General features: G+C 68.0%; 16 protein-coding genes. 4 read left to right on the forward strand and 12 right to left on the reverse strand.

All coding sequences use genetic code 11. The annotated features are described in order from the left end of the window. Window positions 1–131 precede the first annotated feature (131 nt). A complete protein-coding gene (locus tag AC06FB_RS01865; RefSeq protein ID WP_065175255.1) occupies window positions 132–956 on the forward strand; it encodes an alpha/beta fold hydrolase in 825 nt (274 codons plus the stop codon). A gap of 105 nt (window positions 957–1061) precedes the next feature. Here AC06FB_RS01865 and AC06FB_RS01870 read toward each other — a convergent pair whose 3' ends face one another. From AC06FB_RS01870 to AC06FB_RS01900, 7 genes are all read right to left on the reverse strand, one after another. Beyond that, a complete protein-coding gene (locus AC06FB_RS01870) occupies window positions 1062–2708 on the reverse strand; it encodes an MFS transporter (protein ID WP_478053326.1) in 1647 nt (548 codons plus the stop codon). Further along, entirely contained in the window at window positions 2702–3985 is a 1284-nt protein-coding gene (locus AC06FB_RS01875; protein WP_478053313.1) for an alginate export family protein, read from the reverse strand. The genes AC06FB_RS01870 and AC06FB_RS01875 overlap by 7 nt, the downstream gene beginning before the upstream one ends. Next, complete coding sequence (locus AC06FB_RS01880; RefSeq protein ID WP_478053327.1) at window positions 3964–5811, reverse strand: amidohydrolase; 1848 nt, start codon at window positions 5809–5811, stop codon at window positions 3964–3966. The genes AC06FB_RS01875 and AC06FB_RS01880 overlap by 22 nt, the downstream gene beginning before the upstream one ends. A 119-nt stretch (window positions 5812–5930) precedes the next feature. Further along, on the reverse strand, window positions 5931–6350 hold the full coding sequence (locus tag AC06FB_RS01885) for a DoxX family protein (RefSeq protein WP_065182957.1): 420 nt from the start codon (window positions 6348–6350) through the stop codon (window positions 5931–5933). Between the two features lie 2 nt (window positions 6351–6352). Further along, window positions 6353–7009 carry a hydrolase gene (locus AC06FB_RS01890; protein ID WP_111185935.1) on the reverse strand — a complete coding sequence of 219 codons (657 nt, stop codon included), beginning with the start codon at window positions 7007–7009 and terminating at the stop codon, window positions 6353–6355. Further along, on the reverse strand, window positions 7006–7422 hold the full coding sequence (locus AC06FB_RS01895; protein WP_065175261.1) for a helix-turn-helix transcriptional regulator: 417 nt from the start codon (window positions 7420–7422) through the stop codon (window positions 7006–7008). The genes AC06FB_RS01890 and AC06FB_RS01895 overlap by 4 nt, the downstream gene beginning before the upstream one ends. A gap of 78 nt (window positions 7423–7500) precedes the next feature. Further along, window positions 7501–7833, reverse strand: a complete 333-nt coding sequence (locus AC06FB_RS01900) for a hypothetical protein (protein WP_279941610.1) — start codon at window positions 7831–7833, stop codon at window positions 7501–7503. 96 nt (window positions 7834–7929) lie between these two features. Here AC06FB_RS01900 and AC06FB_RS01905 point away from each other — a divergent pair, with 96 nt between their 5' ends. Further along, complete coding sequence (locus AC06FB_RS01905) at window positions 7930–10959, forward strand: sensor histidine kinase (RefSeq protein WP_478053314.1); 3030 nt, start codon at window positions 7930–7932, stop codon at window positions 10957–10959. Further along, window positions 10952–11605, forward strand: coding sequence for a response regulator (locus tag AC06FB_RS01910; protein ID WP_065175264.1), 654 nt, complete (start codon window positions 10952–10954; stop codon window positions 11603–11605). Before AC06FB_RS01905 ends, AC06FB_RS01910 begins: the two co-directional genes overlap by 8 nt. Before the next feature lie 22 nt (window positions 11606–11627). Here the strand turns inward: AC06FB_RS01910 and AC06FB_RS01915 are convergent, their stop codons facing one another. Continuing rightward, a complete protein-coding gene (locus tag AC06FB_RS01915) occupies window positions 11628–12821 on the reverse strand; it encodes an MFS transporter (RefSeq protein WP_478053315.1) in 1194 nt (397 codons plus the stop codon). Window positions 12822–12914: 93 nt separating this feature from the next. On the opposite strand from AC06FB_RS01915, the gene AC06FB_RS01920 reads away from it, so the two are divergent. Then, on the forward strand, window positions 12915–13862 hold the full coding sequence (locus AC06FB_RS01920; protein ID WP_065182966.1) for a LysR family transcriptional regulator: 948 nt from the start codon (window positions 12915–12917) through the stop codon (window positions 13860–13862). Here the strand turns inward: AC06FB_RS01920 and AC06FB_RS01925 are convergent. The 4 genes from AC06FB_RS01925 to AC06FB_RS01940 form a co-directional block, all read right to left on the reverse strand. Continuing rightward, window positions 13843–15033: a beta-barrel domain-containing protein gene (locus AC06FB_RS01925; RefSeq protein ID WP_005414746.1), complete on the reverse strand. Its 1191-nt coding sequence runs from the start codon at window positions 15031–15033 to the stop codon at window positions 13843–13845. The two genes, AC06FB_RS01920 and AC06FB_RS01925, sit on opposite strands and share 20 nt — an antisense overlap. Continuing rightward, window positions 15026–17191, reverse strand: a complete 2166-nt coding sequence (locus AC06FB_RS01930; protein ID WP_164152513.1) for a type I secretion system permease/ATPase — start codon at window positions 17189–17191, stop codon at window positions 15026–15028. Before AC06FB_RS01930 ends, AC06FB_RS01925 begins: the two co-directional genes overlap by 8 nt. Further along, window positions 17172–18341, reverse strand: a complete 1170-nt coding sequence (locus tag AC06FB_RS01935) for a TolC family protein (protein ID WP_231108680.1) — start codon at window positions 18339–18341, stop codon at window positions 17172–17174. The genes AC06FB_RS01930 and AC06FB_RS01935 overlap by 20 nt, the downstream gene beginning before the upstream one ends. A 104-nt stretch (window positions 18342–18445) precedes the next feature. Next, a partial coding sequence (locus AC06FB_RS01940; protein ID WP_478053316.1) for an Ig-like domain-containing protein occupies window positions 18446–21054 on the reverse strand: 2609 nt, incomplete at its 5' end.

Consider the following 21054-nt stretch of genomic DNA (forward strand, 5'->3'; position numbering starts at 1 on the left):
GAGCGATCCGCGTCACATCCGTGCTCATCCAGCACAGCCGTGCAAGCCACTGCATCACCTCTGCGCTGTACTGCCACAGGCGACGGCCACCTTCGCCGCCGCCGTCCTTCCCTTCCGCCAAGGAAACCGCAATGAGCAACTACATCACCGTCAACGACGGCGCCCGCATCTTCTACAAGGACTGGGGCACCGGGCAACCGGTCGTTTTCGCGCACGGCTGGCCACTGTCCTCAGACGCCTGGGACCCGCAGATGCTGTTCATGGGCCAGAACGGCTTCCGCGTGATCGCCCACGACCGGCGCAGCCACGGTCGTTCCAGCCAGACCTGGGACGGCAACGACATGGACACCTACGCCGACGACCTGGCCGCGGTGATCGACGCATTGGACCTGAAGGACGCCATCCTGGTCGGCCACTCCACCGGTGGTGGCGAGGTGGCCCACTACATCGGCCGCCATGGCAGCGCGCGCGTGGCGAAGGTGGTGCTGGTCGGTGCGGTACCGCCACTGATGCTGAAGACCGCGGGCAACCCGGCCGGAACGCCACTGGAGGTCTTCGACGGCATCCGCAAGGGCACCGGCGGTGATCGTTCGCAGTTCTTCCAGGACCTGGCCACGCCCTTCTTCGGCGCCAACCGTGACGGCAACACGGTCACCCAGGGCATGCGCGATTCGTTCTGGCTGCAGGGCATGCTGGGCGGTGTGAAGGGCCAGTACGACTGCATCCATGAATTCTCGGAAGTCGACTACACCGCAGATCTGCAGAAGATCGACGTGCCGGCATGGGTCGTGCACGGTGACGACGACCAGATCGTCCCCTTCGATGCGTCGGCCAAGCTGTCCTCGCAGATCATCAAGGACGCCGAACTGACGGTCTACCCCGGCGCGCCGCACGGCCTGACCGTCACCCATGCCGATCGCTTCAACGCCGACCTGCTGGCGTTCGCCCGCAAATGATGTCCCGCGGCGGCGCCCCACTGCGCCGCCGCTCCTGCGGGGTAGCGACGGGTATTGCCCAGCGAACGTATCCAGCATCCGCCGGGCATGGCCCGGCGCTACCTGTCAGATATCGCTGTGATGGTGCGGTACCGCCGTGGGCAACGGGTCATGCCCGCCGACGAAATGACGTACCACCGGCGCGCGTTCACCACGGTGCAGAGCACGCAGCACTTCCTGGATCGCCTTGTCGTCGGCCGTGATGCGTTCGTGCTGGCGCAGGTGCTCCAGCCAGGACGGGGTCACGAAATACTCCAGATGGATGCCCGGGCTGGCCACATCTTCGACCACGCCCCACACCACCGCACCGTCGCGGCGCCGGACCGTGCCCAGCGCGCGCATCTGCGCCTGGAACGATGCACGGTCGGCGGCATCGATGCGGTATTCGATCGTCACCAGCACCGGCCCGCGATCGTTGGAGACCGGCACCGACAGTTCCGGCGCCGGCCAATGACCCGCAGGGCGCAGGTTGAGATCTTCGGTGCCAGCGATTCGCACCCTCCACACCAGCAGCCCGCCGATGACCGCGCCTGCTGCCGCAACCAGCAGCGCCAGTTCCGGCGATGTTCGCTGCGCCAGCGCGCCCCAGCATAGGCCACCGGCGGCCATGCCTGCCGAGAACACCATGATGTACAGCGCCAGCGCTCGTGCCCTCACCCACGCCGGAACCGCCGTCTGTGCGGCGATCTGCAACGAGGACAGCACCGTGATCCAGGCAAAACCGTTCACCAGCATCACCACCGGCAGCAGGTACCAGGTGCGGGTCAGCGCCAGTCCAACCAGGCTCAGTGCCAGCGCCAGCGTCGCCAGCAACACCAGCAGATCGCGGTCCAGCTGTGCGCGCAATCTAGGCAGCAGCAGCGCCCCGGCAACCGCGCCGATGCCGATGCAGCCCAGCAGCATGCCGTACTGCCCTGCACCGCCATGCATCTGCCCTCGCACCACCACCGGCAACAATGCGTTCATCGCCGCAGCGAAGAAGAAAAAGCCGACCGATTTGATCAGCACCGCCTGCAGACGCCCGGCGCGGCTGGCATAGCGCAGTCCGGCCTTCAGTCCGGCACCGAAGCCTTCCGGCGGCAGGCTCGATGCCTTCGGGTCACGCTTCCAGCCCCAGACCACGAACAGCATCGCAGCGAAGGTGATGGCATTGAAGCCAAAGGCCCACACGGCTCCCAGCTGGGCGACGATGAGGCCACCGACAGCAGGCCCGATCGAACGGGCGATGTTGATGCCGATCGAATTCAGCGCCACTGCCGACGGCAGCATCGACTGCGGAACCAGCTCGGAGACGATCGCTGCCTGCGCCGGCATCGCCATCGCCGCGCCACATCCCATGCAGAACGTGAGCAGCACCAGCAGCTGCGGCGTCAGCATGCCGAGCGAGGTCAGCACCGCCATCAAGGCCGCCACTGCCAGCATCCATCCCTGGGTGGCCAGCAGGTACGTGCGGCGATCGACGATGTCGGCCAGGGTTCCTGCGGCCAGTGCCAGCAGCACGATCGGTACGGTTGTGGCTGACTGCACCAGGGCCACCATCAACGGTGACCCTGTGCGTTCGGCCATCACCCAGGCCGCGGCCACGTCATTGACCCACGTACCGATGTTGCTGGCCAGGATCGCCAGCCAGATCGAGCGGAACATGCGGATCTTCAGCGGGGACCAGGCACCTGCGGCCGGTGCGGGAGGTTGCGATGTGCGTGCATTCACCATTGCCATGCTCCAACGATCGAGGCGAACAACGTGTCCTGGCCACCGGCCTGCGTCAGCGCAGGACCGGCATCGACCCAGGCCAGCTGCAGCTGCCACTGCCAGTGTGCACTGGCCTGCCAGCGGGTTTCGGATTTGTACTGGCGGCCGATCCTGCGCGCGCCGCCTGCGCTGCCGGGCAACGCCACCAGCGGTGCGGGCGTGGTGTACACCGCATCGGCGCGGCGGTGCTTCCAGGCCATCTGCATGCCCAGTTCAGTGGTGACGGATTCGTGCAACCGCAGTGTGAGGGTTGGCTGCACGTCCATCAGGTTCGCCGGCGCCAGCAGGCTGGCTTCGCTGAAGTAGGCCGATTTCGGGAACAGGGCATTGAAGGTGCCCAGCCGGGCGTCGTTCGGGCGGCCATCACCACTGGCGATGTCGGCCTTCAGTCCCAGCCGTGGCTGCAAGGGCAGTTGCGGCCAACGCCAACCGGTATCGGTGGCCAGCGTCCACGCGCGGATATCAAGCTGCTCGCTGGTGGTCCGCAGCTCACCGCCCTGCACGACCAGCTCGCTGTTCCAGTCCAACGATCGGGCCTGGCCGAACCAGCGCGCCCCGAGAGTCTGCCGGCGCTCGATGCCGGCGCCTGCCGCGAAGCGGGCGTCCTCCCGGCGATAGTCCAGCAGATAGAGGTCCCACTGGCCCGGACCCTGGCCTGGCGCCGTGGTTGCATAGGCACCCCACAGATGCGCACCGCGTTCGCCACGGTCATCGAACGCACCCGGCCGGTTCTCCACCGGACGCAGTGCCATCAGTTCCAGCACGCCCAGTCCGCCCTGCCATCCGACCCTGGCACCATCGAAGGCCAGGCGGATATTCGGCCCGTCGCGCACCGACAGCAGGCGCGAGCTGCCATGGCCCGCCTCCTGCCGCCCGAGCTGCACATGCAGGCCGCCGTGCTGCCAGCGCCAGTACGCCTGCTGCACGTCCAGCGCACCCCGATCGGTCCTGCCAGGTCCACCGGCCCTCCCACGCTCGCCGTGCACGCCCAGCTGCAGCATCGCCTTCCAGTCGCGTTCACCGTAGGTGGCCGACGCCAATGCGCGAAGCAGGCCGTAGCCATCCTCGCCGCCGCCGATACCGAAGCGGGTCGGGTCGTAGTACATGCCGCGCAGACGCATCGAGGCATCCCACTGCAACGTGCCATCAGCGGCATCGCTGCAGTAGCCCCCCTCGCAGGCGAGCGCAAGGGACGGCGCGGCCAGCAGGGCGAGGCTCAGAATGCGAAGCACGAGCATCCCATCGCACCCCAGAATGCGGTCAGATCATTGCTGGGTGCTGCGTGGCGCGCGGCATGGTCGTGTGCACCGTGGGTCCTGCAGGCCGCACCATGGTGATGGTGATGCGCCATCGCCAGGCCGGTGGCCGCGCCGCCCACGTGATACCCCCCGAACCGGTTGACCGGCGACCAGTCCGGCATCGCCGGCGGCAGCTGCGGCGCCAGTCCGGCATAGTCTTCGCCGGCATGCACGATGCGGCCACCGACCACGGTAAGCACGCTGGTGATGTCGGCGATGCGGGCATCTTCGACGCGGAAGAAATCGGCCGAGAGCAGGATGAAATCGGCCAACTGGCCTTCCCTCAAGGTGCCCTTCACCGCTTCATCGCCGGAGAACCATGCGCTGCCCTGCGTCCACAGGCGCAAGGCCTGCTCGCGCTCCAGCAGGTTCTCCTCCCCATACAGCGCCAGGCCGCCGACGGTGCGCCCGGTGACCAGCCACGACAGCGCGACCCAGGGGTTGTAGCTGGCCACGCGGGTGGCGTCGGTGCCGGCGCCGACCGGCACGCCTTCGGCCAGCATGCGCTTCACCGGCGGCGTGTACCGTGCCGCCTGCACGCCATAGCGTTCGACGAACGCTTCGCCCTGGTAGGCCATGCGGTGCTGTACCGCAATGCCTCCACCCAGTGCCCGGATCCGCTCGATGTTGCGCGGGGTGATGGTCTCGGCGTGATCGATGAACCAGTGCAGTCCATCGAACGGTACTTCGCGGTTGACCTGCTCATAGACATCGAGGATGCGGCCGATGCTCTCGTCATAGGTCGCGTGGATGCGGAACGGCCAGCGCTTCTGCACCAGCAGCTTCACCACATCATGCAGCTCCGGCTCCAGTTCCGGCGGCAGCTCGGGGCGTGGTTCGCTGAACAGCTCGAAGTCCGCTGCCGAGAACACCAGCATCTCGCCGGCGCCGTTGTGGCGCAGCAGATCATCGCCCTGGCGGGGCTGCAGGATCTCACTCCAGCCACGGAAGTCATCCACTTCCTTGCCTTTGTTCTGCGTGAACAGGTTGTAGGCGATACGCACGGTCAGCTGGTCGTCGCGGTGCAGCTGCTCGATGACCTGGTAGTCCTCGGGATAGTTCTGGAAGCCTCCCCCGGCATCGATCACCGAGGTGATGCCGAGCCGGTTCAACTCGCGCATGAAGTGACGGGTGGAGTTGGCCTGGTATTCGACCGGCAGGCGTGGCCCCTTGGCCAGCGTCGCATACAGAATCAACGCATTGGGCTTGGCCAGCAGCAGGCCGGTGGGGTTGCCCAGCGAATCGCGCACGATCTGGCCACCGGGCGGGTCCGGCGTTTCGCCGGTGTAGCCGCATGCACGCAGCGCCGCCCCGTTGAGCAGCGCGCGGTCATACAGGTGCAGCAGGAACACCGGCGTATCCGGTGCGATCTGGTTGAGCTCCTGCAGGGTCGGCAGGCGCTTCTCGTGGAACTGCGCGGCGGTGAAGCCCCCCACCACGCGCACCCATTGCGGCGCCGGGGTGCGATCGACCTGTGCCTTGAGCATGGCCATTGCATCGGCCAGCGAACGCAGCCCGTCCCAGCGCAGCTCCAGGTTGTAGTTCAGGCCACCACGGATGAGGTGGGTGTGACTGTCGTTGAGGCCGGGCACCAGTCGCCTGCCCTGCGCGTCGATGAGCGTGGCTTCGGCTCCCCAACCACGCATGATCTCTTCATCGCTGCCTACGGCGATGATGCGCCCTTCCTGTACGGCCAGCGCCTGTGCATGCGGACGGTGTGGATCGAGCGTGGTGATGCGGGCGTTGCGGATGACCAGTGTGTGCATGCGGCGCTCCTTGGGGGCGGAATCGAGGGCGGCGCCGGCCTGTCCGGCAAGGCCCAGCGCCACGGCAGCGCCGGTGCCCAGTACGACGCTGCGGCGGCCGGGATCGAGTGGCTCATGGTTCATGCGATGTCTCCGGGAAATACGGGGCTGTCCAGCGCCCAGGCTCCCGGCCCGGCCAGCGCGATGGCCAGCAGGACGAGGGTCCACATCAGGGGGTACTCGGCGCCGGCGCGCATCCAGAACCAGCCCTTGGGCACGGCCAGCAGCACGGTGAAGCCGATGAACGCCGCTGCGGCCAGCGCAGCGATGCGTGTCTGCCAGCCCAGCAGTACGGCCATTCCGGACAGCACCTGCAGCCCGGCCAGCAGCAATGGCAGAGGCGCCGCCGACGGCAGGCCGAAGCCACGCAGTTCGGCCGCGAAACCGCTCAGGCCAGGGCCACCGAACCAGCCGAACAGCTTGCCCAGCGCGTGGGGCAGCAGGAAGCCGCCCGCCGCCACGCGCAGGATCAGCAGCGCCAGGTCGAGCCCCGGATCCATGGTCAGTGCCCGCCTTCCTGGGCGCCGAACATGGTCTTGGCGTACTGGATGCCGATGCCGTAACCGCCCGCGTGATCACGGGCGATGCCGGTGGTCAGGCCATAGGTCTCGCCGCGCGCCCAGTCGCGCTGCAGCTCCAGCAGGTACTGCACGCTGGTCATCGGCACCGCACCGGCCTGCACCATGCGGGCGATCGCCCGCTCATGTGCTTCCACGCTGACATCGCCGCAGGCGTCGGTGATCACGTACACCTGGAAACCCTGCTCCAGCGCTGACAGCGCAGGCCCCACGATGCACACGCTGGTCCACAGCCCGGCCATCACCAGGCGACGCCTGCCGATGCGATTGATCTCATCGATCACCGGCTGGTCTTCCCAGGTGTTCATGGAGGTACGATCGAACACCTTCTGCCCGGGGAAGATCACCGGCAGCTCCGGAAACATCGGGCCGGAGAACGAGGTCTCCGCGACCGTGGTCAGCACCACAGGCACATTGAAACCCTGCGCGCCCTTGCTGATCAGCGCGACGTTGTTGCGCAGCGCCGAGATGTCGATCGTGTGGGTTGCAAATGCCATCTGCGACTGGAAATCGATCAGGACCAGTGCGTGATCGGTGGGCGATAGCAGGCCTTTGGCAGGAACTGCGGTAGCGAGGCTCATGGATGGACTCCGTTGCGAACAAGGGCAGGGGGAAGGGACAGGGCTGCATCTCCCGCCAGGTACTGGCCGGGGCTGCAGCCGGTCTCCGCGCGGAAGCTGCGGACGAAATGGCTCTGGTCGAAGAAGCCCAGCTGCTGCGCCAGGCAGGACATCGGCAGTTGCACGACGGGCAGCAGCTGGCGGGCACGCTCGATACGGCGGCGGCGCACGTAGCGCAGTGGGCTCGCGCCGGTTCCGGTGCGGAACAGCCGCACCAGATGGAAGCGGCTCACGCAGGCCGCGTCAGCCAGCTCGGTGACCCGCATCGGCTGTGACAGGTGTTCATCGATGTAATGCAGCGCACGCTGCAGAGCGGCAGCCTGCCGGGGCGGCAGCGCCGCGACGGTCGGAACAGGGCGGGATACGGTAGCCATGGAGGGGTGCCACGACGGGGTGCCCCATGGTGCGGGGCGCCGGCACGATGCCCTACCCCCGACGGACGAGGGCAGCACCTACCCGAATGGGGGAGACCGTCGCTCCAGCACACGTCGTCCGAACAGCCGCGCGTCCAGCGAGTAGGCACCCGGCCCAAGTGCCAGCAGGGCCAACGGCAGCAACGCCAGGGCCCACGGCACGGACTGCCAGAACAGGCACGGCACGGCCAACAGCGCCGACAGCGGCGTCAGCACCCCCAGCAGCAGCGACAGGGCGACCAGCAGGCAGGCAGCCGTCAGCCAGCCCGCGTCGGACGGGCGCACGCACAGCGCTGCGACCATGCACAGCCGCAGCCACAACAGGCCGGCGCCGGGACCGCGGTCAGGAAACATCACGAACAGGCGCTGCATGGAGAGTCTCTGTGGTCCATGCCGGCGTGATAGCCGAGTGCCGCGGCAGGCGCCTACCCCGTTCGGGTCACCCCGCCCTGCCCCGCACCTGCGAGAATGCGCTGCATGCATGGCTGCCCCTTCCCTTCCCTGCGTCGCCTGACGGCGTTGCTGATGTGCCTGCTGCTGTGCATCGCCCTGCCCGCCCACGCCGTGCAGCGCCCGGCAGTGAGCAGCGGGCTGCCCGGCTACGAGCACACCGCCTGGCGGGTGGGACAGGGCGCACCCGGCGATATCTGGGACATCGCCCAGGATCGCGACGGCCTGCTCTGGCTGGCCACCGGCTCCGGGCTGTACCGCTTCGACGGGCGTCGCTTCGAGCGGCAGCCCGCACCGCCCGGCAGCCGATTTCCCTCCACCAACATGGTCACCCTGGTGCCCGGCGATGGCGATGCGCTGTGGATCGGCTATTTCCAGGCGGGCATCAGCCAGTTCGCCAATGGCCAGCTGCGCAACTTCGGGCGCGCGGAGGGGGTTCCGGTCGGCGTGGTGCCGCGCTTCAGCCGCGACCAGCAGGGGCGCCGCTGGGCCGCCATCAACGGCGGGCTGCGCTGGTTCGACGGCAAGCGCTGGCGGCCGCCACCGGCCAGCGCAGGCCTGCCCGAGCGGCGCGTGCAGTGGGTCCTGCAGGACAGCCGCAATACCTTCTGGGTGCTGGCCGACCTGAAGATCTGGAAACGCGCGCCGGGTGCCGTCCGCTTCGAGGACACCGGCATCGCTGTCTCGCAGATGGCCACGTTGGTGGAGAGCCCGCTGGGCGAGGTGTGGCTGGCCGACCGCGTGCGCGGCACCTCGCCGCTGGCCAACGCGGAGGGTGTGCTGCCACAGCACGAGCGCGAAGCACGCCGCCTGCCGGAGCTGGTCGCTGCGCGGCTGCAGTTCACCGCTGATGGCGCGCTGTGGGCGACGATGAGCCCGCACGGTGGGGTCGCCAGGGTCACGTTCGATGGCAGGCGCGCCGTGCGCATGGAACGTTTCGATTCACCGGATGGCCTGACCGCAACGTCGGCCGTGCCGATCATGGCCGACCGCGAAGGCAATATCTGGGTCGGCACCAATCTCGGCCTCAACCGCTTCCGCGCGCGCAGCGTGAAAACGCTGTCGGCCGGTCCTGCCGATCCGTATCGCTCGCTGGTCCGTGCCAGCGATGGCCGCGTGTATGGCTACGGCGAGGATCTGGCACCTTATGACCTGCGCCGGGAGCTGCTCGACGGCAGTGGCGCGCAACTGAAAGCCGCTGCGCGCGGCGCGCCGACGCCGATCTGGCAATTCGACTGGGTCAATCTCGCGCGCACGCGTAACGGCCGGACCGCACGGATCGCACTGCCGGCGCCGTTCACCGGCCAGCCACTGCACGCGCTGCTGTTTCCCGATGACGAGCAGGCCTGGGTCTGTGCCGGCGAGCGCGGCGTGCTGCATTACGCGCAAGGCCGTTGGCAGCGCGAAACGCGCCTGCCCCAGCAGGCCTGTTCCTCCCTGGCAATGGACGACAACGGCCAGCTGCTGCTGGGGTATGCCGATGGACGCCTGCGTCATCTGGGTGATAGCACGATCGAGACCTTCGGTGCCGCGCAGGGGCTGTCAGTGGGGCCGGTGACTGCCCTGCTGCGGCAGCGCGATCTGTTGCTGGTCGCCGGCGAATCGGGCCTGGCCGCACGCCTGGGCGGCGGACGTTTCATGCCGGTACGCACCGACCTTGCGGGCGTGCTCGAAGGCATCACCGGCATGGTGGCCGATGCACAGGGCCGGCTCTGGCTCAACGGCAGCCGCGGCCTGGTGCGTCTGGACAGCGCGCATCTGCGGCACGCGCTGCGCGCCGGCCTGCCGGTGACGCCGCGCCTGTTCGATGCCGTGGACGGCATGCCGGGCGTCGCCCTGCAGAGCGGTCCGATCTCCACGGCGGTGCTGGCCGGTGACGGGCTGCTCTGGCTGGCCACCAACCAGGGCCTGGCATGGCTGGACACGACCCACGCGCACGTCAACAGCATGGCGCCGAGCGTCCGCATCGGCGATGTGCTGTACGGCAACGTGCACGAACCACTGCGTGACAATATGCGCCTGCCCGCTGGTACCACCCAGCTGCAGATCGAATATGTGGCCCTTTCACTGGCCCGGCCCGAACGCAACCGCTACCGCTATCGACTGTCGGGTGTCGACGAGGACTGGCAGGACGCCGGCAGCAGCACCCGCGCCTACTACACCAACCTGGCCCCCGGCAGCTACCGCTTCGAGGTGGAGGCCGCCAACGAAGACGGCATCTGGAGCCGGGTGCCGGCGCATCGCAGCTTCCGCATCGCACCGACCTTCATGCAGACGGTCTGGTTCAAGCTGCTGTGCGCGCTGCTGGTGCTGGCGGTGCTGGTGATGGCCGTACGGATCCGCAGCGGACAGCTGGCCGCGCTGTTCCGGGCCCGGCTGCAGGAGCGCAACGGCGAACGCGAGCGCATCGCACGTGACCTGCATGACACGCTGCTGCAGGGCAGCCAGGGCCTGATCCTGCGCCTGCACGCGATCAGCCAGTCACCACAGACACCGGAAACCGTGCGCAGCCAGCTGGAATCGGCGATGCAGCTGGCCGAACGCAATCTGGCCGAGGGCCGCGAACGGGTCAACGCCCTGCGCGACGGTCCCTTCGCGGGTCGTGATCTGGCCTCGGCCCTGGCCGATGTGCACGCTGAGTACGCCGGCCAGGGCACCAACCCACTGCGCCTGACCGTGGAAGGCACCCCGCCCCGCCTGCAGCCGGATGCTGCCGAGGAGGTGTTCCTGATCGGCCGCGAGGCGATCCGCAATGCATTGCGGCATGCGCAGGCCAGCGCCATCGAGGTCGAGCTGTCCTACGGTGCCCGCTGCTTCCTGCTGCATGTCCGCGATGACGGCGTTGGCATTGCCGACGACCATGCCGGTGCCGGCCACTGGGGGCTGCAGGGCATGCGCGAGCGCGCGCAGCGGCTGGGCGCGGCGCTGAAGCTGTGGACGCGGCCCGGCCTGGGCACTGAAGTGGCGCTGTCGGTCCCCGCGCGCCGCCTCTATCACCGAAGGCCGTCGCGCTGGCGCTGGCCCTGGAGCAGACCTGACCATGACTGAGCTCTCCCCTCCCATCGGCGTGCTGGTGGTCGATGACCACCCGCTGCTGCGCGACGGCCTGGCGGCCCTGCTCGGCGCCCAGCCGGACCTGAGGCTGCTGGGCGAAGCTGCCGACGGTGAAGAAGCCATCGCGCAGTACCAGCATCTGCAACCGGACGTGGTGCTGATGGACCTGCAGATGCCCCGGCTGGACGGTGTCGAGGCCATCATGCGGATCCGCGCGCTCGACCCGCGTGCCCGCATCATCGTGCTGACCACCTACCGCGGCGACGTGCGCGCGGTGCGCGCCCTGCAGGCCGGTGCCAGCGCCTACCTGCTCAAGGACATGCTGCGCCATGAACTGATCGATACCATCCGCATGGTGGCCGGTGGTCGCCGTGCGCCTATTCCACCCGCGGTGGCCGCCAGCATCGCCGCGCACGTGGTGGAGGACCGGCTGTCGCCGCGCGAAACCGAGGTGCTGCGGCATGTTGCCGGCGGACTCTCGAACAAGCGCATCGGCGAACGCATGCAGATCTCGGAGCAGACGGTAAAAGCGCACATGAAGAGCCTGATGGACAAGCTGGGCGTCGGCGACCGCACCCATGCGGTCACCCAGGCCCTGCGCCGCGGCATCATCAGCCTGGACGACAGCGGCCACGATTGACGCGCGGCTGCGCGCGCAGCGCTCAGCGCAGGCGGATCAGCAGGCTGCCACCGGCACAGAGCGTCGCCAGCCATGCCACCCCATGCCACCCCCACTGCGCCAATGCCAGGCTGCCAAGTGCCCCTCCGGCCGCCATGCCGATGAACATGCCGGTGAACAGCACTGCATTGAGACGGCTGCGTGCGGCGGGCGCCAGGCCATACACCAGTGTCTGGTGGGCCACCAAAGCCGACTGGAAGCCGAAATCGAACAGCAGTGCGCTGGCCACCAGCAGCGGCAGCAGTGCCGCTGCGGGCAGCCACGATTCGGCGAGCAGCAGTGCAAAGCCAAGCAATGCCACCATGATCGCCAGGCGTGCCACTGCGGGGCTGCCCAGCCTGTCGGCGAAGCGACCGGCGAACGGCGCCGCCAGCGCGCCCGCCGCACCGGCAATACCGAAGGCGCCGGCGGCAGCACTGCCCAGTCCCAGACGCGCATGCAGCATCAGCGCCAGGGTTGACCAGAACGCGCTGAAACCCACCGCCAGCAACGACTGGCTCGCCACCGCCCGGCGCAGCTGCGGCTGCTCCCGCCACAGCGACAGCAACGAGCCCAGCAGCGCCGGATAGCGCAGGGTGCTGGTGGGTGCGAAGCGGGGCAGTGCACGCGCCATCACCACCCCCATCGCCGCCACGGACACGGCCGCCAGCACGAACTGGGTGCGCCAGCCCCAGGCCTCGGCCACCATCCCGCTGACCACGCGCGACAGCAGGATGCCCAGCAGCAGACCGGTCATCACCCGTCCGACCACCTGCCCGCGTTGCGCATCCGGTGCCAGCGCCGCAGCGGCAGGCACGATGTCCTGGGCCAGCGTTGCCATCAACCCGACCAGCAGGCTGGCCATCAGCAGGCCCGGCAGGTGCCCCGCCCCGGCCGCTGCGGCAAGTGCAACCGACAGCAGCGCGGACTTCAGCAGGATCAGCGACCGGCGGTCGAAACGATCCCCCAAGGGCGCCAGCAGCAGGATGCCCAGCGCATAGCCGAGCTGGGTCAGGGTCGGCACCAGACCTGCCGCGCGCTCGCCCGCGGACAGGTCCTGGGCGATCAGTCCCAGCATCGGCTGGCTGTAATAGAGCGATGCCACCGAAAACCCGGCACCGGCCGCCATCGCCAGTACCAGGGAGGTGGAAGGAGCCACGACCGGCGGGGCGGTCACGGAAAGCATGGGGGTGGACATCAGCAACTCCAGTCAGGGAACGGGAGGTAGCCTGCGCCTATTCGCCTCACGTCTGTAGTAGGATCAAATGAATACTTTTCATACAGGGTGCGTATGATGGACATGGCCCCGGGCGCCGACCGGCTCGACCTGCTGCGCACCTTCCTGCGCATCGTCGACGCCGGCAGCCTGTCTGCCGCCGCCGTGCAGCTGGGTACCACCCAGCCCACCGTGAGCCGCCGCCTGCAGGCACTGGAACGGCAACTGGGCCTGCGACTGCTGCACCGGTCCACGCATGGTCTGCAGCTGACCGAGGAGGGCATGCGCTGCCAGCGGCACGCGCAGCGGGTGGTGGAAGAATGGGAAACGCTCCAGGCCGAACTGCAGGGACAACCCGACGTGCTGCGTGGGCGCCTGCGTGTGATGGTGCCGCATGCGTTTGGACAGGCACAGCTGCTGCCGACCATGCTCGCCTTCCTCGCCCGGCATCCACAGTTGAGCCTGGAGTGGATCCTCGAAGACCGGCGCCCGGACTTCATTGCCGAGGGCGTCGACTGTGCGGTGCGGGTCGGCCCGGTGGACGAGCCACGCATGGTCGCGCTGCCGCTGGCCGAAGTCCCACGCATCGTGGTCGCCGCGCCTTCGCTGGTCGATCCCGATGCGGTGACCACCGCTGCACAGGCGCAGGCATTGCCCTGGATCTCCCTCGTCACCTACTACCGCGAACGCCTGCTGCTGTACGACGCACGCGGGCGTCCGCACACACTGTCGATCACGCCGCGCCTGCTCAGTGACAACCTGTTCGTGGTCCAGCAGGCGGCGCGTGCGGGCCTGGGTGCGGCGGTGGTATCGGCCTGGCTGGTCGCCGAGGATCTGGCGCACGGCCGTCTGGTCCAGTTGTTGCCGGGCTGGGAAGCGCCGCCCCTGCCGGTGCATGTGGTGTTTCCTGCCGCGCGCCAGCAGCCGGCGCGGCTGCGCGCCTTCATCGATGCGATGAAGGCCGCCCTGCCGCAGCTGCATGGCATGCGGCCGACTCCCGGTCTCAGTTCAACCGCGCCTTGATCAACGGTCGCAGCAGGTAGTTCAGGACGCTGCGCTTGCCGGTCAGGATGTCCACATCCGCCACCATGCCGGGAATGATCGGCAGGGCCTCGCCGTGCCGCCGCAGTTGGCTGCCATCGGTGCGGATCAGCACCTGGTAGAACGATTCCTTGCCCCGCGGCGTATCCTCCTCGATGGTATCGGCACTGATCTGCTCGACGGTGCCGCTGAGTTCGCCGTAGATGGTGTAGTCATAGGCGGTGATCTTGACCTTGGCCGGCATGCCCGGCACCAGGAACGCGACGTCGCGCGGCTTGACGCGGGCTTCCACCAGCAGCCGTTCCTCCACCGGAATCACCTCCATGATCGGCTCGCCGGGAGGAATCACGCCACCGCGGGTATTGATCAGCACCGTGTTGACCCGCCCACGCACGGGCGACAGGATCTCGGTGCGCCGCAGCTGGTCCTGCCGCTGGTGCACGATCGGCTCCAGTGCGGACAACTCCGCCTTCAGCTTGGAGCGTTCGGTATAGGCTTCCTGGAAATAGGTGTTGCGCAACTCGCTGAGCTTGCCGGTCAACGTGGCGATTTCCTGGGTCAGCTTCAACTCTTCCATCTGGCTGACGGCGTTGCGCGCGACCAGCGGCCGCACGATCCGCAGCTGGTCGCGCGCGATCGACAGCTGCTGGCCGATGGCTGCCGAACTCTGCTGCAATGTCGCACGGCGGGACTGGTACAGCTCCCTCTCCGAACGTGCCAGCGCGCTCCCGGCTGGAATGTCGTCCGGGAACTCGATGGCACCTTTGCCCAGCACCTCCGCATCCAGTCGCGCGATTGCGGCCCGCAGCACCTGCGACTGGTTGGCCGATTCCTCGTAGTTGGTGCGGAAGTGGGTTTCCTCCAGCCGCACCAGCGGCTGGCCCACTTCGACCAGGTCTCCCTCCTTCACCAGCAGGCGATCGAGGATGCCGCCTTCCAGGCTCTGGATCTTCTGCATGCGGCTGTACGGCACCACCCTGCCCTCGCCACGGGTCACCTGGTCCAGCTGCGCAAGCGCGGCCCAGCCCACGGCGATGGCCACCGTCGCCAGCAGCACCCACAACAGCGGTCGGTACACGGGATGCGTGGACGCCAGCAGTGGATCCGCAAGCTCGCGCCGCAGTCGCTGCGAACGCTTCTGCCGCTCAACCATGATGTCCTCCTGCGACCGCGGCGATCGGCTGCACCTGGTTGCCCTGCACCACCTGCTCCAATGGGCCGTCCATGATGATCCTGCCGTTGCGCATCACCACGGCACGCTCGACGAGGGCCAGCATGCTGCGCTTGTGGGTGGTCAGTACCAGCGTGCGCTGGCCGAGCCAACGCTGCAGGAACTGGATGACATGGGTCTCGCTCTGCTGGTCGAAGGCGGCGGTGGGCTCATCCAGCAGCACGACAGGCGGATCCTGCAGGATCACCCGGGCCAGGCCGATGGCCTGGCGCTGGCCACCGGACAGGCTGCCGTTGCCCATCACCAGCTGGTCCAGCCCCAACGGATTGCCGCGCACGAAAGGCCCCATGCCCACCGCGTCCAGCGCCTCCAGCAGCTCCTCATCCCGCCAGGCGGCACCTTCCAGATTGAGGTTGTCGCGCAGGCTGCCATGGAACAGCGCCACGTCCTGCGGCAGATAACCAATGTTCCGTGCGCGGTCACCGGGATCGATCTGTGCCAGCGCCACGTCGTCCAGCAACAGGCGTCCCTGCTGCGGCGTCACCAGTCCGGACAGCACGCGCAGCAGGCTGGACTTGCCCGCACCGTTGCCGCCCAGCAGCGCCACCCGCTGCCCAGGTGCGATGGACAGCGCATGCACGTCGACCACCCACGGCCCTTCGCCCAGCGCCAGGCGGACATCGTGCAGCTGGTAGGCACCCTGCAGGCGCGGCCGGTGCACGAAGCGGGCGCCCTGTGGGCGCTCCTGCTCGGCGCCCATCAACTGGTCCAGCCCCTCCATGGCGACGCGGGTGTGCTGCCAGCGCCCCAGCACCGCTGCAACCTGCGCCAGCGGCGCGATCGCCCGCGATGACAGGATCGAGCACGCCACCAGTGCGCCCACGGTCATCGCACCGTCATTGATGCGGTAGACACCGAAGGCGACCACACCCACATACGCAAGCTGCTGCACCACGGCCGCGCCATGGCTGAGGCTGGCGGTGAGCGTACTCGTCTTCAACGCCGTTCCCGCCAGCTGCGCCGTCAGGCTTTCCCAGTGCTTCAGGCTGCGGCCTTCGGCACGGGTGGCCTTCACTGATTCCAGGTGTTCAAAGGCCTCCAGCAGCACGCTGTTCTTCATCGCCCCTTCGCGCAGATTCTGCCGCGACAGCTCACCCAGCCGGCGCTGCGCGAGCACGCCCGGCAGCACCATCAGGACACAGGCCACCACCGGCACCCAGACCACATGCCCACCGATCAGCGCGATCAGCAGCAGGAACACGAACACGAACGGCAGGTCGCTGAGCAGCGCAGCGGTGGACGAGGTGAAGAAATCACGCACGCCCTCAAACTCGCGCACCTGCGTACTGAATGCCCCCATCGACGCCGGCTTGGCGTTGATCCGGGTACCGAGCACGCGGGCGAACAGCAGCGTTCCCAGCTGCAGGTCCATGCGCTTGCCGAGCACATGCAGCAGCTGCCCGCGCAGGACGCGCAGCACCCCTTCGATGATGACCGCCAGGGCAACGCCACTGGCCAGCACCCACAGCGTGTCGAACGCTGCCACCGGCACCACCCGGTCATAGACCTGCATGGCGAAGATCGCCGTCGCGATGGCCAGCAGGTTGGCCACGAATGCGGCGGCCCCGACCTCGACATAGGAGCGCCACAGCTGACGCAGTGGCCCGTAGAACCAGTGCTCGCCCCGGCCCGCGGCGAAATCGCCGACCCGGCCATCCGAGCGGAAGCGCGGTTTGGCGAACACTGCCGTACCACTGTACAGCGCCTGCAGTGCCTGCAGCGGCATGGCCTGTGTGCCACCCTCGGCCTGTGGCACCTCCACCTGCGCCTGGTCATCGCTGATCGCCGTCAACAACAGCGTGTTCCCATTGTTCAGCAGCAGCAGGACCGGCAGCAGATAGGCGTCGATGTCGGTCAGCTCGAAGGCCTCCACGCGCGCGTTCAGGTCCGCCCGCCGCAGCGCGCGTGGCACCCGCTGCAATGGCAGCCGCCCCTGCTCCAGAGCAATGCCGTCAACCAGCTCGGCAGCACCCAGTGGCCGGCCCAGCCGCTCGCACAGCAGCAGCAGGCCATCCTGCAGCGGGTCGCGCGGCGTGTTGCCGCTGCCGGTGGTAGTCGATTCAATGCGCGGCGTCTGCATGCGTCCTCCCTCCAAGCAACTCACCCAGCTGCCCGATCTGGGCGGCAGCGCGATAATCGATACGGACCCGCTCCATGCGCAGAGTTGCCAGCTGGCGTTCGGCCTCCATCCGCTCGCGCTGCACGCTGAGCAGATCGATGATGTCGCGGCGTCCGACCTGGAACTGGTCGTGATACAGGCCGCCGACGTGCGTGGACTCCTCCACCTGTTGCTGCAGCGCCTGCTCACGCAGTACCAGCGCATCGGCGTTGTCGAACAAGGTGCGCATCTTGCGCCGCAGATCACGGCGGGTGGCGTCGGCACTCCACTGCGCCGCCTCCAGTCGCTGCCGGGCCGCCGCCGGCCGCTGGAAATTGCTGAAGCCGCGCAGGACATCCATGCGCAGGCGCAGCGAAACCACCGAATCGTTCTCCATCTGCCCGCCGATCTCGCGGCGCAGCGCCGATGCCTCCACGTTGAGCTGTGGCTTCAATGCCGCGCGCGATTCAGCCAGCTCCGCCTCGGCTGCCGCGGCATCCTCGCGCGATTCCCGCAGCAGCGGCGCGGCCTCGATTGCTGCATCCAGGCCGTCACGCTGCCACGCCCGCTGTCCGGCAGGCAGGTCCGGCGCCTGCAGCGGGCCAGGATCCCGGCCCAGCAGCAGGGCCAGCTGGTTGTTGGCATCGCGCAACGCGCCTTCCTCGAACGCCAGCTGGTCCTGGCCGCGCGCGAACTCCAGCTGCGCGCGATCCAACTCGGTGCGGTCGGCGTAGCCGCTGCCGCTGCGGTCGCGGGCCATGCCGCGGACGCCCTCGATCCGCTGCAGGAAGTCACGCACGGCTACCACTCTTTCGCGGGCGACCAGCACGTCCAGGTAGGTCTCGATGATATCCAGCGCTGCGTCGTCCCGGGCGACCTCCAGCGCTGCCAGATAGCGGCGCTGGGTCGCACTGGCGGCCTCGACCTGGCTGCGCGTCCGGCCCCAGTCGAACAGCATCTGCGACAGCGTGACGTCGTACACCATCTCGGACATGTGTCCGGCCTGCGGTCCGCCGGAGACCTGCAGTGCGGGAAAGTAGCCCCCCCGTGCGATTTTCACGTCGGTGCCTGCCCGTTCCGCTTCGCTCAGCGCCGCACGCACCCGGGGATGGATCGCCAGTCCGGTCTGCACAGCCTGCTCCACACTCATCGCACTGGCCCCCGCCGGCAGGCCGCACAGCAGGAGGAGCGCGAACGCTCCTCCTGCCCACCGCCTTCGGCTCCGCCGTTGCGGCATCAGGCCACCACCTGCACCGAGTTGTCCTCCACCAGCAGCGTGGTGCTGCCAAAGGTGTACACGTCGTAGGTCACACCATTGATCAACTGGGTGGTTCCGGTGTTGACCGCACCGATGACGTTCAGCACATCGTTGCTCTCGCCGGTGATCTGCAGCGTGTCGTTGCCATCGGTGATCGCCGCCACCTCCGCCGCAGTGAGGGTGAGCACGCTGCCCGAATCTCCCGTGCCCAGATCGATGCGCTCGATGTTGCTGAGCGTGCCCACACCGGCCGAGTTGTAGTCCAGGTCGATGCCATTGGCCAGGATCAGGGTGTCGAATCCAGCCCCCCCATTGATGCTGACGAAGTTGGTGGCGGTGATCTGGATCGCGTCGTCGCCGTTGCCGGCGACCACGTGATCGCCGCTGCCGACGTTGAAGATCAGATCGCTGCCATCGCCGCCGTTGATGTGCTCGGAACTGCCGTTGGCGCCGGAAAGTACGTCATTCCCGGATGTACCGTTGACATCGATCTGACCGATGTTCAACGACAGGCCGTTCGGACTCAGCGTGACGCCGTAAGCAGCGCTGTCGTTGCCGTTGGAATCGGTAGATACCAGATTGAAGGATATCTGCGACCCAAGGTTGAGGATATCGGTGATGTTCAACCCGAGCTGGCTGAGGATGGTCGGACTGAGCAGGTTCAGCGAGAAGTTGCCGGAGGAATCGGCCTGGATCGGCAGCAGCTCGACGTTCAGCGCGGGCGTGATCACCCGGATCACAACGCTCGAATCCGGCTCGGTGGTGCCACTGAAGCCAAAGCGCGGACTGAGAGGATTGAGGCTGACGTCCACCCCGAAGTTGCCGATGGTGACCGGCTGTTCGATGCTGGTGCCGATGCCGATGCTGGCCACGTTGCTCGGATTGCCAGCCGGATCACTGCCCACGACCGACACCTGTGCGTTGAGCAGCTGGTCCCAGGTGAAGTCGATATCCAGATCGGTGAGCAGGTTCAGCGACGCCAGGCCACTGTTGTCGGCGGTGACCGTCGCCGTGGCCGTCACACCTCCTACCGTCAGCGTGACCGTCAACTCGGTGCCGGGTTCGGCGGAAATGGTCAGCAGATTGCCGACCAGCGACAGCACCGGGGTTGCGGGTGGAACCGTATCGATGGTGAAGGCTTCCGGCGCCGATGCGGTGCCACCGGCGACTTCGGCGGTGATGGTCGATGCGCCTTCCGGGAACGGCCCCATGCCAGCGGGCGGCGTCAAGGTCACGGTCACCGAACCGGCCGCGATGTCCGCAGCGGTCAGGGTGTGGCTGGCATCGGCCTCGTAGCCGTTCTGGCCCGCGAACCTGACGGTGATGACCTGCCCGACCTGCATCGTCGGGCGAACGGTCACGTCGACCTGGATGCCGTCGCCGATTTCCGCAGCATTGATCCACGTGTCGGCGGCCTCCGGCACGCTGATGTCCGGTGGCGCAAGATCGGGGGCATTGATCGTCGCCGGACCGCTGGTATTGCCCGCCAGATCGATCGCGACCGCAGAGATCAGCTCGCCGGCAATCAACGGTGGTGCGAACGGCAGGCTGAAGTTGCCGCTGCCATCCACATTGACGGTGATCGGATTCGCGGTGTCTCCATTGACCACAATCCGGACCTGGCTGTTGGGCTCGGCCGTGCCGCTCAGCAGCGTACCGTCAGCACTCACGCTGAGCAGCGGCGCCGGCGGCGCCACGGCGTCCACCGTGGTGGTGGCCGGGCCGCTGTTGTTGCCCGCCGCATCCTGGGCCACCGCGTTGATCACGGTGCCATCGGGCAGCGGCGCTCCAGGGGTGAAGCTCCAGTTGCCGCTGCCATCGGCGGTGGTTTCGCCGATCGGATCGCCGTTGCCATCGGTGAGGATCACCGTGGCACCCGCTTCGGCCGTGCCAGTGATGACACTGCCGTTGCTCGGGTCGATCACCGGTGCCGGCGGCGCCACCGCGTCCACCGTGGTGGTGGCAGGGCCGCTGGTATTGCCTGCGGGATCTTGTGCCACCGCGTTGATCACGGTGCCATCGGGCAGCGGCGCTCCAGGGGTGAAGCTCCAGTTGCCGCTGCCATCGGCGGTGGTTTCGCCGATGGGATCGCCGTTGCCATCGGTCAGGATCACTGTTGCACCGGCTTCAGCGGTGCCAGTGATGACGCTGCCGTTGCTCGGATCGATCACCGGTGCCGGCGGCGCCACCGCATCCACCGTGGTGGTGGCCGGGCCGCTGGTATTGCCTGCGGGATCCTGTGCCACCGCGTTGATCACGGTGCCGTCGGGCAGCGGCGCTCCAGGGGTGAAGCTCCAGTTGCCGCTGCCATCGGCGATAGCCTGCCCGATCGGATCGCCGTTGCCATCGGTGAGGATCACCGTGGCACCCGCTTCGGCCGTGCCAGTGATGACGCTGCCGTTGCTCGGATCGATCACCGGTGCCGGCGGCGCCACCGCGTCCACCGTGGTGGTGGCCGGGCCGCTGCTATTGCCTGCGAGATCCTGCGCCACCGCGTTGATCACGGTGCCGTCGGGCAGCGGCGCTCCAGGAGTGAAGCCCCAGTTGCCGCTGCCATCGGCGGTGGTTTCGCCGATGGGATCGCCGT

Source organism: Stenotrophomonas sp. Steno-C15, assembly GCF_056393265.1.